The organism is Rhodobacter sp. SGA-6-6 (assembly GCF_011043545.1).
In the GTDB taxonomy this organism is placed as follows: Bacteria; Pseudomonadota; Alphaproteobacteria; order Rhodobacterales; family Rhodobacteraceae; genus Pseudogemmobacter.
Genome location: NZ_JAAKGP010000001.1, coordinates 105,643 through 120,457, shown reverse-complemented (window position 1 = coordinate 120,457; position 14,815 = coordinate 105,643). Strand labels below are relative to the sequence as shown.

The window sequence follows — 14,815 nt, the reverse complement described above, 5'->3', positions numbered from 1 at the left end:
GCCGACATGTTTCCGGTTGACATGCCACGCACGGGCGGGGGCGAGGCAGTGCCTCGCCTTCTCCCGCCCGCTCCGGTCTCCTGACAAGCGGTGCTTCATTTCCCCCGCAAGGCGGGGTTATATGCCGGGGATAGCCCCACCCCGGACGGAAAGACCAGATGACCGCCGACAGCGCCCCCGACATCATCCTCATCGGCGGCGGCATCGCCGGGATCTCGGCCGGCGCCCGGCTCGCCCCCCATGCCCGGGTGCTGGTGCTGGAGGCGGAAGAGGCGCTCGGCCATCATGCCTCGGGCCGCTCGGCGGCATTGTATGAGCCGCGCTATGGCGCCCCCGCGGTGGTGGAGCTGTCGCTGGCCTCGGAAGACTATTTCCGCTCGGTCCCCGGCATCCTGTCGCCGCGAGGCCTGCTGCTGGTGGGGCGCGAGGACCAGCGGGCGGCCTTCGATGCCGACCTGGAGGGGATGCATTTCGAGCCGATCCCGGTGGAGCGGGCGCTGGAACTGGTGCCGGTGCTGAACTCCGATGTGGTCAGGATGGCGGGCCATGCCAGCCATGCCGAGGACATCGACACCGACCTCTTGCTGCAGGGCTTCGCCCGCGAGATTCGCGCCAATGGCGGGCGGATCGTCACCCGCGCGCGGGTGGAGCGGATCGAGCGCACGGCCAAGGGCTGGCGCGTCCTCTGGCCGGGCGGCGAGGCGGAGGCGCCGCTGCTGGTCAACGCCGCCGGGGCCTGGGTCGACGGCGTGGCGCGGATGGCGGGGGTGCGGCCGCTGGGATTCCAGCCCTACCGCCGGTCGATGGCGCGCATCCCGGCGCCGGGCGGGCTGGACGTATCGGGATGGCCGATGATCTTCGGCCCGGGCGAGGACTGGTATGCCAAGCCGGACGCCGGGGCGCTGATCGTCTCGCCCGCCGAGGAACACCCGATGGACCCCCACGACGCCTGGGCCGACGACATGGTGCTGGCCGAGGGTCTGGCGCGCTACGAGGAATTCGTGACCGCGCCGGTGACGCGGGTGATCTCCAACTGGGCCGGGTTGCGCACCTTCGCGCCCGACCGGGTGCTGGTGATCGGCCGCGATCCGCGCGAGCCGTCGTTCTTCTGGCTGGCGGGGCAGGGCGGCTACGGCTTCCAGTCCAGCGGCGGCGCCAGCCGGCTGGCCGCCGACCTGATCCTCGGCCGCCCGCCCGAGTTGCGGCCCGAACTGGTGGCGGCGCTGTCGCCCGGGCGGTTCGGATGAGCCTGCGGCTGCCCGACAGCGGGGCGCAGGTCGGGGCGGACGGCCGCCGCCACGCCCCTTCGGCCGAACGGAATGCCGGGCCGATCCTGTCCGTGCTGCGCCGGGTGGTCCGCCCGGGCGCGCGGGTGCTGGAACTGGCCTCCGGCACCGGCCAGCACGCTGCGGCCCTCGCGCCGGCGCTGGCGGCGGACTGGCAGCCAACGGATGTGGAGCCGGGCAACTTCGCCTCCATCGCCGCCTGGTCCGGAGCGGTGGCGCGCGCCCCGCGGCTGCTGGACGCCTGCGCGCCGGGATGGTCGGCGGGGGAGGAGTGGGACGCCATCCTGGCGGTGAACCTGCTGCATCTGGTGCCGGAGGAAGGCGCAGCGGTGCTGATCGCCGAGGCGGCCCGAGCGCTGGCTCCGGCCGGGCGGCTGGCGGTCTACGGGCCGTTCCTGCGCGAGGGGCGGGCGACCTCGGCCGGCGATGCGGCCTTCGACGCCGACCTCCGGGCGCAGGACCCCCGGCTGGGCTACAAGGACCTCGGTTGGGTCATGGCGCGGATGGGTGCCGCCGGGCTGGGGGTGGAGGTCACGCCGATGCCCGCCAACAACCTGATGCTGATCGCATTCAAGATTTGATATGTGTCAAGGCCGCCCGCCGCGGCCCATGGCAGGACCCCCCCTGTCAGAAGCAGGAGATGCGCCATGGGCTACCGGGAAAAGATCCAGTCGATGCGGGCCGAGTTGCGGGTGATGAACAAGCTGATGCCGCCGGTCGCCGCCGGTTTCGCCGAACTGTCGAAGGCGGCGAAGGAGGGGCCGGCGCTGTCGGTGAAGGAGAAGGAATATGTCGCGCTCGGCATCGCCATCTCGCAGCGCTGCGAGCCCTGCATCAACTTCCACGTCGAGGCGCTGATGAAGGCGGGCGCGACGCGCGAGGACCTGGGCGATGTGCTGGGAATGTGCATCCAGATGGGCGGCGGCCCGGCGCTGATGTATGCCGCCCATGCGCTGGCGGCTTGGGACGAGCTGGCGGCGCCCGCCGGCTGACCGATTCCGGAGTGACAGGGCGCCGATCTGCCGCCATGGTGCGGGCATGAGAAACGCCCTGCTGCTTGTGTTCTGCCTTGTCCTTGCCGCCTGTGGCGGCTCCCGTTCCCCCGACCGTCCCGATGCCCGGCCTGCCGTGGCCGTGCCGGCGGACCGGGTGGTCAGCGCCAATTTCGGCGATGCCAAGCCTGCCGACCACGGCGGCAGGCCGCCGCGGGCCTATCCGGTGCATGGCATCGACGTGGCGAAATACCAGACCGGCATCGACTGGGCCGAGGCCCGGGCCAACGGCGTCAACTTCGCCTTCATCAAGGCGACCGAGGGCGGCGACCGGGTGGACGAGATGTTCCGCGACCACTGGCGCGGCGCGCATCGCGCCGGGGTCCGGCGCGGCGCCTATCACTTCTTCTACCACTGCCGCCCGGCCATCGAGCAGGCGCAGTGGTTCATCCGCCACGTCCCGAAGACGCCGGGGATGCTGCCGCCGGTGCTGGACATGGAATGGACGCCGTTCTCGCCCACCTGCACCATCCGCCGCCCGCCCGAGGACATCCGCCGCGACGCCGCCATCTTCCTGCGCGCGGTGACGGCGCATTACGGGCAAAGGCCGATCCTCTACACCTCGATCGACTTCTTCGAGGACAACCAGATGTGGCGGGTGGAGGGCGCGGATTTCTGGCTGCGCGCGGTGGCGAAGCACCCGGCGGAACTGTATGACGGCCACCCCTGGACCTTCTGGCAATACACCTCCACCGGGCTGGTGCCGGGGATCCCGGGCAAGGTGGACATCAACGTCTTCGCCGGGTCGGAAGACAACTGGCGCGACTGGCTGGCGGCGCGGGTGCATTAGGGGCGGCCGGGTGGGTCTGCGGCGGGAACCTGCCCGGCCTCCCTGGCGAAGGCCATCGCCTTCGCCACCGCGCAACGCATCCCCTTGTCCCGGCCGGGCCCCAAAGGCCCGGCCAGCGCCCGCCCCGCCCCCGGCGGGCGCTTCTCGCCCGCCGGGTCGGGCGCTGGCCTCTCGGGTTTCTCGTGAACAATGTTTCCGGGTGCAACCCCTGCGCGCGGGCGGGGGCGAGGCAGTGCCTCGCCTTCTCCCGCCCGGCCAAAGCACGGCGCTGGATATCGCCTTGCGCTACCGCAGCCCGATCTCGGCCAGTGCCCGGGCCAGGTCCTCGGGGATCGAATCGTCGCCGCTGCGGGACGGGGCCAGGTCGCGCGGCGCATCCTTGCCCTGCATGTAGCGCCAGCCCTGGAACGGGCGGCGCGGCGCCGCCTCGGTCCGCAGGATCTGCCGGTCCATCACCAGCGCGCAGCGGGGGATGCCGTCGTCGCCCCGCCGCTCTTCCAGCCGGATCAGCCGCTGGCGGCAGAGGATCACCCCCTTGATCACCCAGTAGAGCGAGCCGCCGGACAAGAGTTCCGCCTCGCGCTTCGGCCACATCCGGGTGACGTGGACGGCGCAGCCCGCCGGCCAGCGCGGTGCCTGCGCGGCCTGCCACTGGTCCAGGTCCTCGACGCTTTCGGCGCCGACGCAGAGCTTCAGGATGTGCAGCTGTTCCATCGCCTGCCAGATTAACCTTTGCGCCGGCCGCCGCAAGTTGACCCATGGCCGCAGCGGGCGTATCTTGGGCCTTCCGCCCGGCTTATCCACAAGTTCAAGGACGACTCGCCCGATGTCGCGCTTCGATGCCCCGATTGCCGAACAGATATGGGACATGAAGTATCGCTTCAGGGAGGCCGACGGCACGCCCCTCGACGGCTCGGTCGAGGACAGCTGGCGCCGCATCGCCCGCGCGCTGGCCGAGCCCGAGGCCGATCCGGCGCGGTGGGAGCAGCCCTTCTACGAGGCGCTGGAGGATTTCCGCTTCCTGCCCGCCGGACGGATCACCGCGGGGGCGGGCACCGGGCGGCAGGTGACGCTGTTCAACTGCTTCGTGATGGGGACGATCCCGGATTCGATGGGCGGCATCTTCGACGCGCTGAAGGAAGCCGCGCTGACCATGCAGCAGGGCGGCGGCATCGGCTACGATTTCTCGACCATCCGGCCGCGGGGGGCCGAGGTGAAGGGGGTGGCGGCGGATGCCTCCGGGCCGCTGTCCTTCATGGATGTCTGGGACGCGATGTGCCGCACCATCATGTCAGCCGGCAGCCGCCGCGGCGCGATGATGGCGACGATGCGCTGCGACCACCCCGACATCGAGACCTTCATCGAGGCCAAGCGCGACCCGGCCCGGCTGCGGATGTTCAACCTCAGCGTGCTGGTAACCGATGCCTTCATGGCCGCGGTCAAGGCGGATGGCCCCTGGGAGCTGGTCTTCGGCGACAAGGTCTACCGCACGGTGCAGGCGCGCGACCTGTGGAACCGGATCATGCGGTCCACCTACGACTATGCCGAGCCGGGGGTGATCTTCATCGACCGCATCAACGCGATGAACAACCTCGGCTATGCCGAGACCATCGCCGCGACCAATCCTTGCGGCGAGCAGCCCTTGCCGCCCTATGGCGCCTGCCTGCTGGGCAGCATCAACCTGCCGCGGCTGGTGGCCGGGGCCTTCGCGCCCGGGGCCGCGATGGACCTGGAGGCGCTGGACCGGCTGGTGCGGGTCGCGGTGCGGATGATGGACAACGTGGTGGACGTCAGCCGCTTCCCGCTGCCCGAACAGGCGCAGGAAGCGCAGGCCAAGCGGCGGATCGGGCTGGGGGTCACCGGCCTTGCCGATGCGCTGCTGATGCTGGGGCTGCGCTATGGTTCCGAAGAGGCGGCGGAGGTGACCGAGCGGTGGATGCACGCCATCGCCCGCGCGGCCTATCTGGCCTCGGTCGATCTGGCCCGCGAGAAGGGCGCTTTCCCGCTGTTCGAGGCCGGGGGCTATCTGGCCTCGGGCAACATGCGGCATATGGATGCCGATGTGCGCGAGGCCATCGCCGCCCATGGCATCCGCAACGCCCTGCTGACCTCGATCGCGCCGACCGGAACGATCTCGCTTTACGCCGGCAATGTCAGCTCGGGAATCGAGCCGGTCTTCGCCTATGCCTACAAGCGCAAGGTGCTGCAGAAGGACGGGTCGCGGACCGAGGAGGAGGTGGTCGATTACGCCGTCCGCCTGTGGCGCGAGAAATTCGGCGATGCGCCCCTGCCCGACCATTTCGTGGATGCCCAGACCCTGCCGCCGCTCGATCATGTGCGGATGCAGGCGGCGGCGCAGAAATGGGTGGATTCCTCGATCTCGAAGACCATCAACTGCCCGGCCGACATCTCCTTCGACGATTTCAAGGAGGTCTACATGGCCGCCTGGGATCAGGGCTGCAAGGGCTGCACCACCTATCGCCCCAACGAGGTGACGGGGTCGGTGCTGACGGTCTCCGAGACCGCCGCGGTGCCGCCCGCCGCGCAACCGCAGACCGGGGGCGAGGTGGTCTATCTGTCGGACCCGCTGGACCGGCCGGCGGCGCTGGAGGGGCAGACCTACAAGATCAAGTGGCCGGGGTCGGAGCACGCGCTCTACATCACCATCAACGACATCATCATCGCCGGCCACCGGCGGCCCTTCGAGGTTTTCATCAACTCGAAGAACATGGAGCATTTCGCCTGGACCGTGGCGCTGACCCGGATGATCTCGGCGGTGTTCCGGCGCGGCGGCGACATCTCCTTCGTGGTCGAGGAACTGAAGGCGGTGTTCGACCCGCGCGGGGGCGCGTGGATGGAGGGCAAGTATATCCCCTCGATCCTGGCCGCCATCGGCGGGGTGATCGAGCGGCACCTGATCGACATCGGCTTCATCGCCGGAGAGGGGCTGGGGCTGAAGTCCGATCCGAAGGCGGCGGTGATGGCGGTCGGCGCGCGCGGGGCCTCCTGCCCCGCCTGCGGCGCCCAGGAGATGCGGATGGTCGAGGGCTGCATGACCTGCGGCGCCTGCGGCCATTCCAGATGCGGGTGAGCGATATGGGACAGGTGACGGTGCGGCCGGTGGCGGCGGGCGACCGCGAGGGCTGGGACCGGCTTTATGCCGGCTATGCCGAATTCTACCGGGTGGAGCAGACCGGCGCGATGCGCGACCGGGTCTGGAGCTGGCTGCACGATCCGGGGCACGAGACCGAGGGGCTGGTGGCCGAGGTCGACGGCCGGCTGGTCGGCCTTGCGCATTTCCGCGCCTTCGCGCGGCCGCTCTCGGCTTCGGTGGGTGGTTTTCTCGACGATCTGTTCGTGGACCCCGGGGCGCGCGGATCGGGCGCGGCGGCGGCGCTGATCCGGGCGGTGGCCGATCAGGGCCGCGCCCGCGGCTGGACGGCGATCCGCTGGATCACGGCGGAAGACAACTACCGCGCCCGCGGGCTTTACGACCGGGTGGCGGAAAAGACCCGCTGGACCACCTACGACCTGCGGCTGTGATCTTTGTGCCGGGCCGGCGCAAATCGGCCCGTGTTTCCACGCCGGGCTTGCAATGAGGCCGCCGATGCCCCATGTGGGAAGGGCGACACCACTCGATCATCGAACTTCTGTCTCCCTTGCGGCTTCAGGCACTCGATCTTTCTCGTGACGAAGCCGGGCCATCGCATTCCGCGGGTGGCGACATGACAGGAGTATCCACGATGGCCAATGGCACCGTGAAATGGTTCAACAGCACCAAGGGTTTCGGCTTCATCGCCCCGGAAGGCGGCTCGAAGGACGTGTTCGTCCACATCTCGGCGATGGAACGCGCCGGCATCCGTGAGCTGCCCGATGGGCAGGCGGTGACCTTCGACGTCGAGCGTGGCCGCGACGGCCGCGAATCGGCGATCAACCTGGCGCTGGCATAAGCTTTCCGCCCCGGCGGAAACGGAAAGGCCCCGCAGATGCGGGGCCTTTTGCTTTGCAGGGGCCGGGCTTCAGTGATCGGCCTTCGATGCCGCCGCCTTGATCTCGTCCAGCGAGCCGGAGGCGCCGTTGAAGAAGGCGTTCAGCAGAACCGCGGCGATCGAGGCCAGCAGGATGCCGGATTCGATCAGCGGATGCAGGTCGTGCCAGATCCATTGCTTGAAGGCCGGCGCGACCAGCGGGATCATCCCGAAGCCCAGGGAAACCGCGACGATGAACAGGTTGTTGCGGTTCTTCGCGAAGTCCACGCCGGACAGGATGCGGATGCCGGTGGCGGCGACCATGCCGAACATCACGATCCCCGCCCCGCCCAGAACCATGGTCGGGATCGATTCCACCAGCGCCCCCATCTTCGGGATCAGGCCGAGGACGATCAGGATGATGCCGCCCGCCACGCAGACATAGCGGCTCTTGATCCCCGTCACGCCGACGAGGCCGACGTTCTGGCTGAACGAGGTATAGGGGAAGGTGTTGAAGATGCCGCCGATCAGCGTGCCGACGCCATCGGTGCGCAGGCCCGCCGACAGCATCGGCTGCGTCACCTTCCTGTCGGTCATCTCGCCCAGGGCGAGAAACATGCCGGTGGATTCGATCATCACCACGATCATCACCAGCGACATGGTGATGATCGGCACCAATTCGAACACCGGGGTGCCGAAGTGGAAGGGGGTGATCAGGCCGAACCAATGTGCCTCGCCAACCTTGCCGAAGGACATCGCGCCGATGGCGAAGGCGATGACCGCGCCGATCACGATGCCGAGGAGGACCGAGATATTGGCGACGAAGCCACGCCCGAAGCGCGCGATCAGCAGGATCGAGGCCAGAACCACCGCCGAGACGGCGATGTTGCCAAGGGGCGCATAGGCCGGGTTGTTCAGCTTCGGCGCCAGCGACAGGCCGCCGGGGGCTTCGGGCAGGCCGGCGGCGGCGGCGCCCTCGGTCACGGCCTTCAGCCATTCGGCATGGGCCGGGTCCACGATCTGCGGCGCGGTCGGGCCGACCGGGTTGCCGAAGATCCAGTTGATGCCGATCCGCATCAGGCTGACGCCGATGACGAGGATGATGGTGCCGGTGACGACCGGCGGGAAGAAGCGCAGCAGCTTCGACATCAGCGGTGCGATCAGGATCGAGATCACCCCCGCCGCCATGATGGCGCCGAAGATGGTCCGCGCGCCATCGGGGCCGGGATTGTTGCCCGCCATCGCGACCATCGGGCCCACGGCGGCGAAGGTGACGCCCATCATCACCGGCAGCCGGATGCCCAGGTATTTCGTGGCGCCCATCGACTGGATCAGCGTGGCGATGCCGCAGACGAAGAGGTCGGCCGAGATCAGGAAGGCCACATCCTCGGGGCTGAGGCTGAGTGCGCGGCCGATGATCAGCGGCACGGCTACGGCACCGGCATACATCACGAGGACATGCTGGAGGCCGAGCGTGAAGAGTTTTGGCGGCGCGAGAACCTCGTCCACCGGATGAACGTGCGTGGTCATCCCTTGGTTATCCTTTTCCCTCGGGGCGTTATCTTCGCGCCGTCTTCGCGCTGCCCCTGCGCGCGATCCGGTTAGAAGCCCCGGTCAGGGGGCAAGGACCGTCCACGGCTCTGCGTAGCGGTGTTCTTCGAGGTTCGGCGTGGCGCCGATCCGGTCCACCACGGCGAAAAGGCCGGGCGCGGACAGCGGCGTCAGCACCCCGTGCCAGGTGCCGCGGTGCAGGTTGATGCCCTGCGCGCCATTGGTCAGGAAGGCCAGCGGCCGGCTTGCCGTGTCGGCGGCGACGATCACCAGGAAGGGCGCGGCGGTCATCGGGATGAAGGCCTGGCTTCCCTCCGGGTGGCGCTCGACCAGGTCGAAGCTGTAGGGCAGGGCGCGCGGTTCGGCATCGAAGACCGAGATGCCGGCGCGGCCTTCCGGGCCGAAGTCCAGCCGCGCCCGGTCGTGGTGGCGGCGGCAGAGGCCCTCGTTGATCAGGCGGAAATCGCCGCCGGCCTCCAGCACCTCGCCGAAGGGAGCGAAGGCTTCGGCGGTCAGCGGTGCGGCAAGGATCTGGCGCATGGTCACGTCTCCGGTGGCACGAATTTTCGCCGAAAATTCGGGGATTGCGGGTTTTCGGCGAAAACCCGGGATCAGCGCGGCGGCCCGAAGGCGCCCGGGCCGCGCAGCTTGGCGTGGCGGTTCACGTCCTTGTAAAGCAGGTAGCGGAACGGCCCCGGACCGGCGGCATAGCAGGCCTGCGGGCAATAGGCGCGCAGCCACATGAAATCGCCGGCCTCCACCTCCACCCAGTCCTGGTTCAGCTTGTAGACCGCCTTGCCCTCCAGCACGTAGAGCCCGTGCTCCATGACATGGGTTTCCTCGAAGGGGATCAGCCCGCCCGGCTTGAAGGTGACGATGTTGACATGGGCGTCGTGGCGGACGTCCTCGGGCTCCACGAAGCGGGTGGTGCCCCAGTGTTCGTTGGTGTCGGGCATCCAGCGCACCGGCACGTCGCGTTCGTTGATCACCAGCGGCCCGGGCACCGCCACGCCCGGCGCGGGCTCGTAGAGCTTGCGCAGCCAGTGGAAGCGGGCGTGGTCCTTGCCCTCGGCCAGCAGCTTCCAGGCGGTGCCGGCGGGGATATAGGCGTAGCTGCCGGCCTCCATCTCGTAGCCGGTGCCGCCGATGGTCAGGGTGGCAAGCCCTTCGGTGAAGAACAGCCAATGCTCGGCCCCGGTTTCCGGGTCGGGCGAATCCGAGCCGCCGCCGGGGGCGACTTCCATCACATACTGGCTGAAGGTCTCGGAAAAGCCGGACATCGGCCGGGCGATCACCCAGAGCCGGGTGCCGGTCCAGCCGGGCAGGCAACTGGTGACGATGTCGGAGAAGCAGCCCTTCGGGATGAAGGCATAGGCCGGGGTAAAGACGGCGCGCTGCGTCATCAGCGCGGTCTGCGGCGGCAGGCCGCCTTTCGGGGCGTAGTATCCGGTCATGGCAGCTGGTCCTTCAGGCGAAGCTCGGCGATCCGTTCCACCTGCCGGCAGGCGGTGGCGAATTCGGTCTCGGTGTCGTTGCCGATCCTTTCCGCGAAGGCGGCAAGGATCGAGGCCTTGGTGTTGTCGCGCACGGCGATGATGAAGGGGAAGCCGTGCTTGGCCACGTAATCGGCGTTCAGCCGCTGGAAGGCGGCGCGTTCGTCGTCGGTCAGCGCGTCCAGCGCAGCGCTGGCCTGTTCGGCGGTGCTTTCCGCCGTCAGCCGCTTCGCCGCCGCCAGCTTGCCCGCCAGATCGGGGTGGGCCTTGAGGACGCCGAGGCGTTCGTCGCGGCCGGCCGAGCGGAAGACGCGGGCCAGCGCGCTGTGCAGGCCGGCGGCGGAATCATGCGCGGGCCCGAGTTCCAGGTCGAAGGCGCGTTCGGCGATCCAGGGCGAATGCTCGAAGACCGAGCCGAAGCGTTCGACGAAACGCTCGCGGGTCATCTGCGATGGCCGCTCGATCCGCTTCGGCGGATGCACCGCCGCCCAATGCCGGGCGATGTCGATGCGGCGGGGGAACCAGACGCCCTCGTGCCCCTGGGCATAGTCGAGGAAGCGCTTCAGCCCGGCGAACTTGCCCGGGCGGCCGATCAGCCGGTTGTGCAGCCCGATCGAGAACATCTTGGCGCGGCCGTCCTGCCCTTCGGCATAGAGCGTGTCGAAGCTGTCCTTCAGATACTGGAAGAACTGCTCGCCGGTGATGTAGCCCGGCGCGGTGGCGAACCGCATGTCGTTCGCCTCCAGCGTATAGGGGATCACCAGCTGATCGTGGTCGCCGACCTCCAGCCACCAGGGCAGGTCGTCGTCATAGGTGTCGGAGATCCAGGCAAGGCGCTGCGTCTCGGCCGTCAGCCGCACGGTGTTCATGCTGCACCGCCCGGTATACCAGCCGAGCGGCGGCTCGCCGACCACTTCCTCATGCAGGCGGAAGGCCTCGGCGATCTGGCGGGCTTCCTCTTCGGCGGGCATCTCGCGGTGCTCCACCCATTTCAGCCCGTGCGAGGCGATCTCCCAGCCGGCCGCCTTCATCGCCGCCACCTGCTCGGGGTTGCGGGCCAGCGCCGAGGTGACGCCGTAGATGGTGACCGGGATCGACTTTTCGACGAAAAGTCGGTGCAGCCGCCAGAACCCGGCCCGGGCGCCGTAGTCGTAGATCGATTCCATGTTCCAGTGCCGCTGGCCCGGCCATTGCGCCGCGCCGGCGATGTCGGACAGGAAGGCCTCGGACTGCGCATCGCCGTGCAGCAGGCAGTTCTCGCCGCCCTCCTCGTAGTTCAGCACGATGGAGATGGCGATCTTCGCGCCGCCCGGCCAGGCGGCATCCGGCGGGTTCGGCCCGTGGCCACGGAAATCGCGGGGATAGCGGTTCATGGGGCTCTCCTGATCTTTGGCGAAGATTAGTCGGCGCCCGCAGAATATTCTTTCAAGAAATCGGCGAAAGACCTTTCTTTCGCAGCCATGCTCGCCCGGGCCGCCGAGATGGCTAGTATGGGGCAGGCAAACCGGCAGGGGAGAATGGCAATGGCAGGCGGGCGGTTGACGACGCATGTGCTGGACACGGCGCGGGGGAAACCGGCGGCGGGAGTGAGGATCGCGCTTTACCGGGTGACGGGGAACTCGCATCGGAAGATCGCCGAGACGGTGACCAATGCCGACGGCCGCACCGATGCGCCGATGCTGGCGGGCGACAAGCTGGAGGAGGGCAGCTACGAGCTGGTGTTCTTCGCCGGCGACTACCTGCGGAGCAGCGGGCAGGCGGCGGGCGAGGTGCTGTTCCTCGACCAGATCCCGATCCGCTTCGGGGTGCCGGATGCCGGGCAACACTATCATGTGCCGCTGCTGATCTCTCCCTTCGCCTATTCCACCTACCGCGGCAGCTGAGTCGCCGGACCGGATCGGTATCCGCTCCCTCGCCTTGGCGAAGGCCATCGCCTTCGCCACAGGGTAACGCTTCCCCTTGTCCCGGCCGGGCCCTCAAGGCCCGGCCAGCGCCCGCCCCGCCCCCGGCGGGCGCTTCTCGCCCGCCGGGTCGGGCGCTGGCCTCTCGGGGAATGTGCCGCCAGCGTCTCCGGTTGATACGATACGCACGGGCGGGGGCGAGGCATTGCCTCGCCTTATCCCGCCCGATCCGGGGGCGGAGCGTCCGGCGCCGAATCCCGATCCGTCATCCTCTGCCGCAGCCGCCCTCCGGCGCTGGCGCAGATGCGCAGCAGGCGGCGGCGGTCGGCCTCCAGCGCCGCCTCGATCAGCCCGGGCAGGCAGCCGCGGGCCTTGAGGTGCGGAGCCAGCGCGGAATGGGTCAGGCCGGGAAAGAGGATGTGATCCACCCCCTTGCGCTGCGGGAAGGCCAGCGCCTGCGGCAGGTCGTCCGCCATCCCGTGCATCAGGATGATGCGCGGTCCTTCGGGCAGAGGCGCGGCGGGGAAGCGGAAGGCGGCGACGCGGCGGGTCCAGCCGCTCCACCGCTCCTCCGGCATCACCGCGGGATCGACCGAGAACTGCGGGCTGATGGCGATGACCGCATCCGCCGGGATCAGGCTGGCGGCGGCGAGCGCGGCGAAGGCCCCCATCGACTGGCCGATCAGCAGCACCTGCCGCTCCGGCCGACGCGCCTTCACCTCATCGACCGCCCCGGCCAGCACCTCGGCGAAGCCGGGCGCATTGCACCAGCTGCGGCTTGCGTCCGACAGGAACAGCGCCGGCCGCCCGCCCGCGGTGGCGGAGCCGACGAACTCGGGCGAGGGCGTGCGCAAGGGATCGTGTCCGACCGAGGCGAAGGAGACCACCAGCGCCTCGCCCGGCCCGGGCAGGAGCTGCACCGACCACGGAAAGGACGCCGCCAGCGGCTGGAAAACGCGCGCCGGCACGGCCCGCTTGCCGCCGCGCGCGGCCTCTGGCACCCTGATCTTCTGGCCCCTGTCCATGGCCGCCCCGCCTTTCCGCCGATGCCGCAGCAGTGATGATTCCCGGCCTTGCGGAGGCAAGGCAAAAAGGGTTTTCTCCCGCCGCATTCAGTGAACTTGCCCAAGGAGAGCAACATGTTTCAATTCAGGACTTTGGCCGCCGTGCCGGCACTGGTATTTCTCATGGGCGGAACCGCCCACGCTGCCCTGACCGCGGATCAGGTCTGGCAATCCTGGAAGGATGCCGGCGCCATGGCCGGGCTGACCGTCACCGCCGCGACCGAATCGAACGCCGGCGGCGTGCTGACGCTGAACGGCGTCTCGATCGCGCCCGAGGGGGCGGCCAATCCCTTCACCATCTCGGACATGACCCTGACCGAGAACAGCGACGGCACCGTCACCATCGCCCCGGGCGCCGCCATCGGCATTGCTGCAAGCGAAGGCGCCAATGCCGCCAAGGTCGACCTGGTGCATGACGGGCTGGTCATCACCGCCTCGGAAGACGCCGGCGCGCTGGTCTACGACTTCGAGGCCGCGAAGCTGGATGTCACCTACGACATCGCCAGCGAAGGCTATTCCTTCGACGACAGCGCCCCCGCGCCGGTGGTCAAGAACGGCGGCAAGGTCGGCTTCGAGGCGCTGGAAGGCTCCTATTCCGACACGCCCGGCGACAACCGGATGTTCGGCCTGGACCTGACGGCGGCGAAATTCCTGTTCGACAGCACCACCGACGACCCGGGCATGGGGATGAAGACCTCCTCGGTCAGCGAGACCGCGGATTTCACCGCCGGCTTCGACGTGACCCTGCCCTCCACCACCCCGCTGGCCGAGCTGCAGGGCCCGGCCGGCTTCCGCAAGGCGCTGGAAGAGGGCTTCGCCATCGCGCTGACCTTCGGCCAGGGCGCCGGCACCGGCTCCGCCAAGCAGGAGAGCGAGTTCTTCCCCTACGAGATGACCATGGCCAGCGCCGGCGGCGAGGGCTCGGCCTCGTTCGACAAGGACAAGTTCACCATGGTCTCGCAAAGCGGCAACGTGCAGCTGAACATCACCAGCACCGCCTTCCCGGCGCCGATGGAGATGACGCTGGCCGAGGCCGCCATGGACCTGAACCTGCCGGTGATCGCCACCGAGGCGCAGGACGCCTGGATCAAGATGAAGCTGGACCAGCTGGCGCTGAGCGAGGGCGTCTGGGGCATGTTCGACCCCGGCGCGGCGCTGAAGCGCGACCCGCTGGACCTGAACATCGACGTCAGCGGCCGCACCACGCTGGACCTTCTGGCGATGGCCGAGGCCGAGGAAACCGGCGCCACGCCGCCGGTGCCGGCGCCCGAGAAGCTGGACATCACCGACATCACCCTGAAGGTGGCGGGCGCGGCGCTGAACGCGACCGGGGCCTTCACCTTCGACAACTCCATGGGGATGCCGATGCCGGTCGGCACCGCCAAGGTGAACGTGGACGGCGCCAATGCGCTGATCGACGGGCTGATCAAGACCGGGCTGGTGCAGGAGCAGGACGCCATGGGCGTGCGCATGATGATGGGCATGTTCATGAAGCCCTCGGGCAACGGCGACGACAGCCTGACCTCGGACATCGAGGTCAAGGAGGGGATGCAGATCCTGGTGAACGGCCAGCCGCTGCCGATGTGAGACTGCGCCTGCGGGCGGAACCGGGCGCGGGGGAAACCCCGCGCCTTTTTCTTTGGGGGGCATCCATGGCGAAGGCCATCGCCTTCGCCACATCCCGCCATATCAACCATCCCGGCCGGGCCT

15 protein-coding genes are annotated in these 14,815 nt (G+C 69.1%); 9 read left to right on the top strand and 6 right to left on the bottom strand.

What is annotated here, in order from left to right; translation table 11 throughout:
* The first annotated feature begins 158 nt into the window (after positions 1 to 158).
* The 4 genes from G5B31_RS00570 (at position 159) to G5B31_RS00555 (ending at position 3,128) form a co-directional block, all read left to right on the top strand.
* Positions 159 to 1,247, top strand: coding sequence for an FAD-binding oxidoreductase (locus G5B31_RS00570; RefSeq protein ID WP_165012756.1), 1,089 nt, complete (start codon positions 159 to 161; stop codon positions 1,245 to 1,247).
* Entirely contained in the window at positions 1,244 to 1,867 is a 624-nt protein-coding gene (locus G5B31_RS00565) for a DUF938 domain-containing protein (protein ID WP_165012754.1), read from the top strand. Before G5B31_RS00570 ends, G5B31_RS00565 begins: the two co-directional genes overlap by 4 nt.
* A 66-nt stretch (positions 1,868 to 1,933) precedes the next feature.
* Complete coding sequence (locus G5B31_RS00560; protein WP_165012752.1) at positions 1,934 to 2,278, top strand: carboxymuconolactone decarboxylase family protein; 345 nt, start codon at positions 1,934 to 1,936, stop codon at positions 2,276 to 2,278.
* A gap of 46 nt (positions 2,279 to 2,324) precedes the next feature.
* The gene (locus G5B31_RS00555; RefSeq protein ID WP_165012750.1) at positions 2,325 to 3,128 is read left to right on the top strand and encodes a GH25 family lysozyme; all 804 of its coding nucleotides are present in this window, start codon (positions 2,325 to 2,327) and stop codon (positions 3,126 to 3,128) included.
* Positions 3,129 to 3,413: 285 nt separating this feature from the next.
* On the opposite strand, the gene G5B31_RS00550 is transcribed toward G5B31_RS00555, so the two are convergent.
* Positions 3,414 to 3,842 (bottom strand): DUF1489 family protein, encoded by a 429-nt coding sequence (locus G5B31_RS00550; RefSeq protein WP_165012748.1) that lies wholly within the window; start codon positions 3,840 to 3,842, stop codon positions 3,414 to 3,416.
* Between the two features lie 112 nt (positions 3,843 to 3,954).
* On the opposite strand from G5B31_RS00550, the gene G5B31_RS00545 reads away from it, so the two are divergent.
* The 3 genes from G5B31_RS00545 to G5B31_RS00535 all read left to right on the top strand — a co-directional run bounded on the left by G5B31_RS00545 (position 3,955) and on the right by G5B31_RS00535 (position 7,078).
* Entirely contained in the window at positions 3,955 to 6,219 is a 2,265-nt protein-coding gene (locus tag G5B31_RS00545; RefSeq protein ID WP_165012746.1) for an adenosylcobalamin-dependent ribonucleoside-diphosphate reductase, read from the top strand.
* A complete protein-coding gene (locus G5B31_RS00540; RefSeq protein ID WP_240904222.1) occupies positions 6,210 to 6,671 on the top strand; it encodes a GNAT family N-acetyltransferase in 462 nt (153 codons plus the stop codon). The genes G5B31_RS00545 and G5B31_RS00540 overlap by 10 nt, the downstream gene beginning before the upstream one ends.
* Positions 6,672 to 6,871: 200 nt before the next feature.
* Positions 6,872 to 7,078, top strand: a complete 207-nt coding sequence (locus tag G5B31_RS00535; protein ID WP_165012744.1) for a cold-shock protein — start codon at positions 6,872 to 6,874, stop codon at positions 7,076 to 7,078.
* Between the two features lie 69 nt (positions 7,079 to 7,147).
* Here G5B31_RS00535 and G5B31_RS00530 read toward each other — a convergent pair whose 3' ends face one another.
* The 4 genes from G5B31_RS00530 to puuE all read right to left on the bottom strand — a co-directional run bounded on the left by G5B31_RS00530 (position 7,148) and on the right by puuE (position 11,513).
* A complete protein-coding gene (locus G5B31_RS00530) occupies positions 7,148 to 8,626 on the bottom strand; it encodes a nucleobase:cation symporter-2 family protein (RefSeq protein WP_165012742.1) in 1,479 nt (492 codons plus the stop codon).
* Positions 8,627 to 8,710: 84 nt separating this feature from the next.
* Positions 8,711 to 9,187 carry an ureidoglycolate lyase gene (locus tag G5B31_RS00525; RefSeq protein ID WP_165012740.1) on the bottom strand — a complete coding sequence of 159 codons (477 nt, stop codon included), beginning with the start codon at positions 9,185 to 9,187 and terminating at the stop codon, positions 8,711 to 8,713.
* A gap of 71 nt (positions 9,188 to 9,258) precedes the next feature.
* Complete coding sequence (locus G5B31_RS00520) at positions 9,259 to 10,101, bottom strand: bifunctional allantoicase/(S)-ureidoglycine aminohydrolase (protein WP_165012738.1); 843 nt, start codon at positions 10,099 to 10,101, stop codon at positions 9,259 to 9,261.
* Positions 10,098 to 11,513, bottom strand: coding sequence for an allantoinase PuuE (puuE, locus tag G5B31_RS00515; RefSeq protein ID WP_165012736.1), 1,416 nt, complete (start codon positions 11,511 to 11,513; stop codon positions 10,098 to 10,100). Before puuE ends, G5B31_RS00520 begins: the two co-directional genes overlap by 4 nt.
* A 150-nt stretch (positions 11,514 to 11,663) precedes the next feature.
* Here puuE and uraH point away from each other — a divergent pair, with 150 nt between their 5' ends.
* Positions 11,664 to 12,023: a hydroxyisourate hydrolase gene (gene uraH, locus G5B31_RS00510; protein ID WP_165013711.1), complete on the top strand. Its 360-nt coding sequence runs from the start codon at positions 11,664 to 11,666 to the stop codon at positions 12,021 to 12,023.
* Positions 12,024 to 12,256: 233 nt separating this feature from the next.
* Here the strand turns inward: uraH and G5B31_RS00505 are convergent, their stop codons facing one another.
* The gene (locus G5B31_RS00505) at positions 12,257 to 13,066 is read right to left on the bottom strand and encodes a serine aminopeptidase domain-containing protein (protein WP_165012734.1); all 810 of its coding nucleotides are present in this window, start codon (positions 13,064 to 13,066) and stop codon (positions 12,257 to 12,259) included.
* Between the two features lie 114 nt (positions 13,067 to 13,180).
* Between G5B31_RS00505 and G5B31_RS00500 the strand changes: the two genes are divergently transcribed.
* Positions 13,181 to 14,692 carry a DUF2125 domain-containing protein gene (locus tag G5B31_RS00500; RefSeq protein ID WP_165012732.1) on the top strand — a complete coding sequence of 504 codons (1,512 nt, stop codon included), beginning with the start codon at positions 13,181 to 13,183 and terminating at the stop codon, positions 14,690 to 14,692.
* The last annotated feature ends 123 nt before the right edge of the window (positions 14,693 to 14,815 follow it).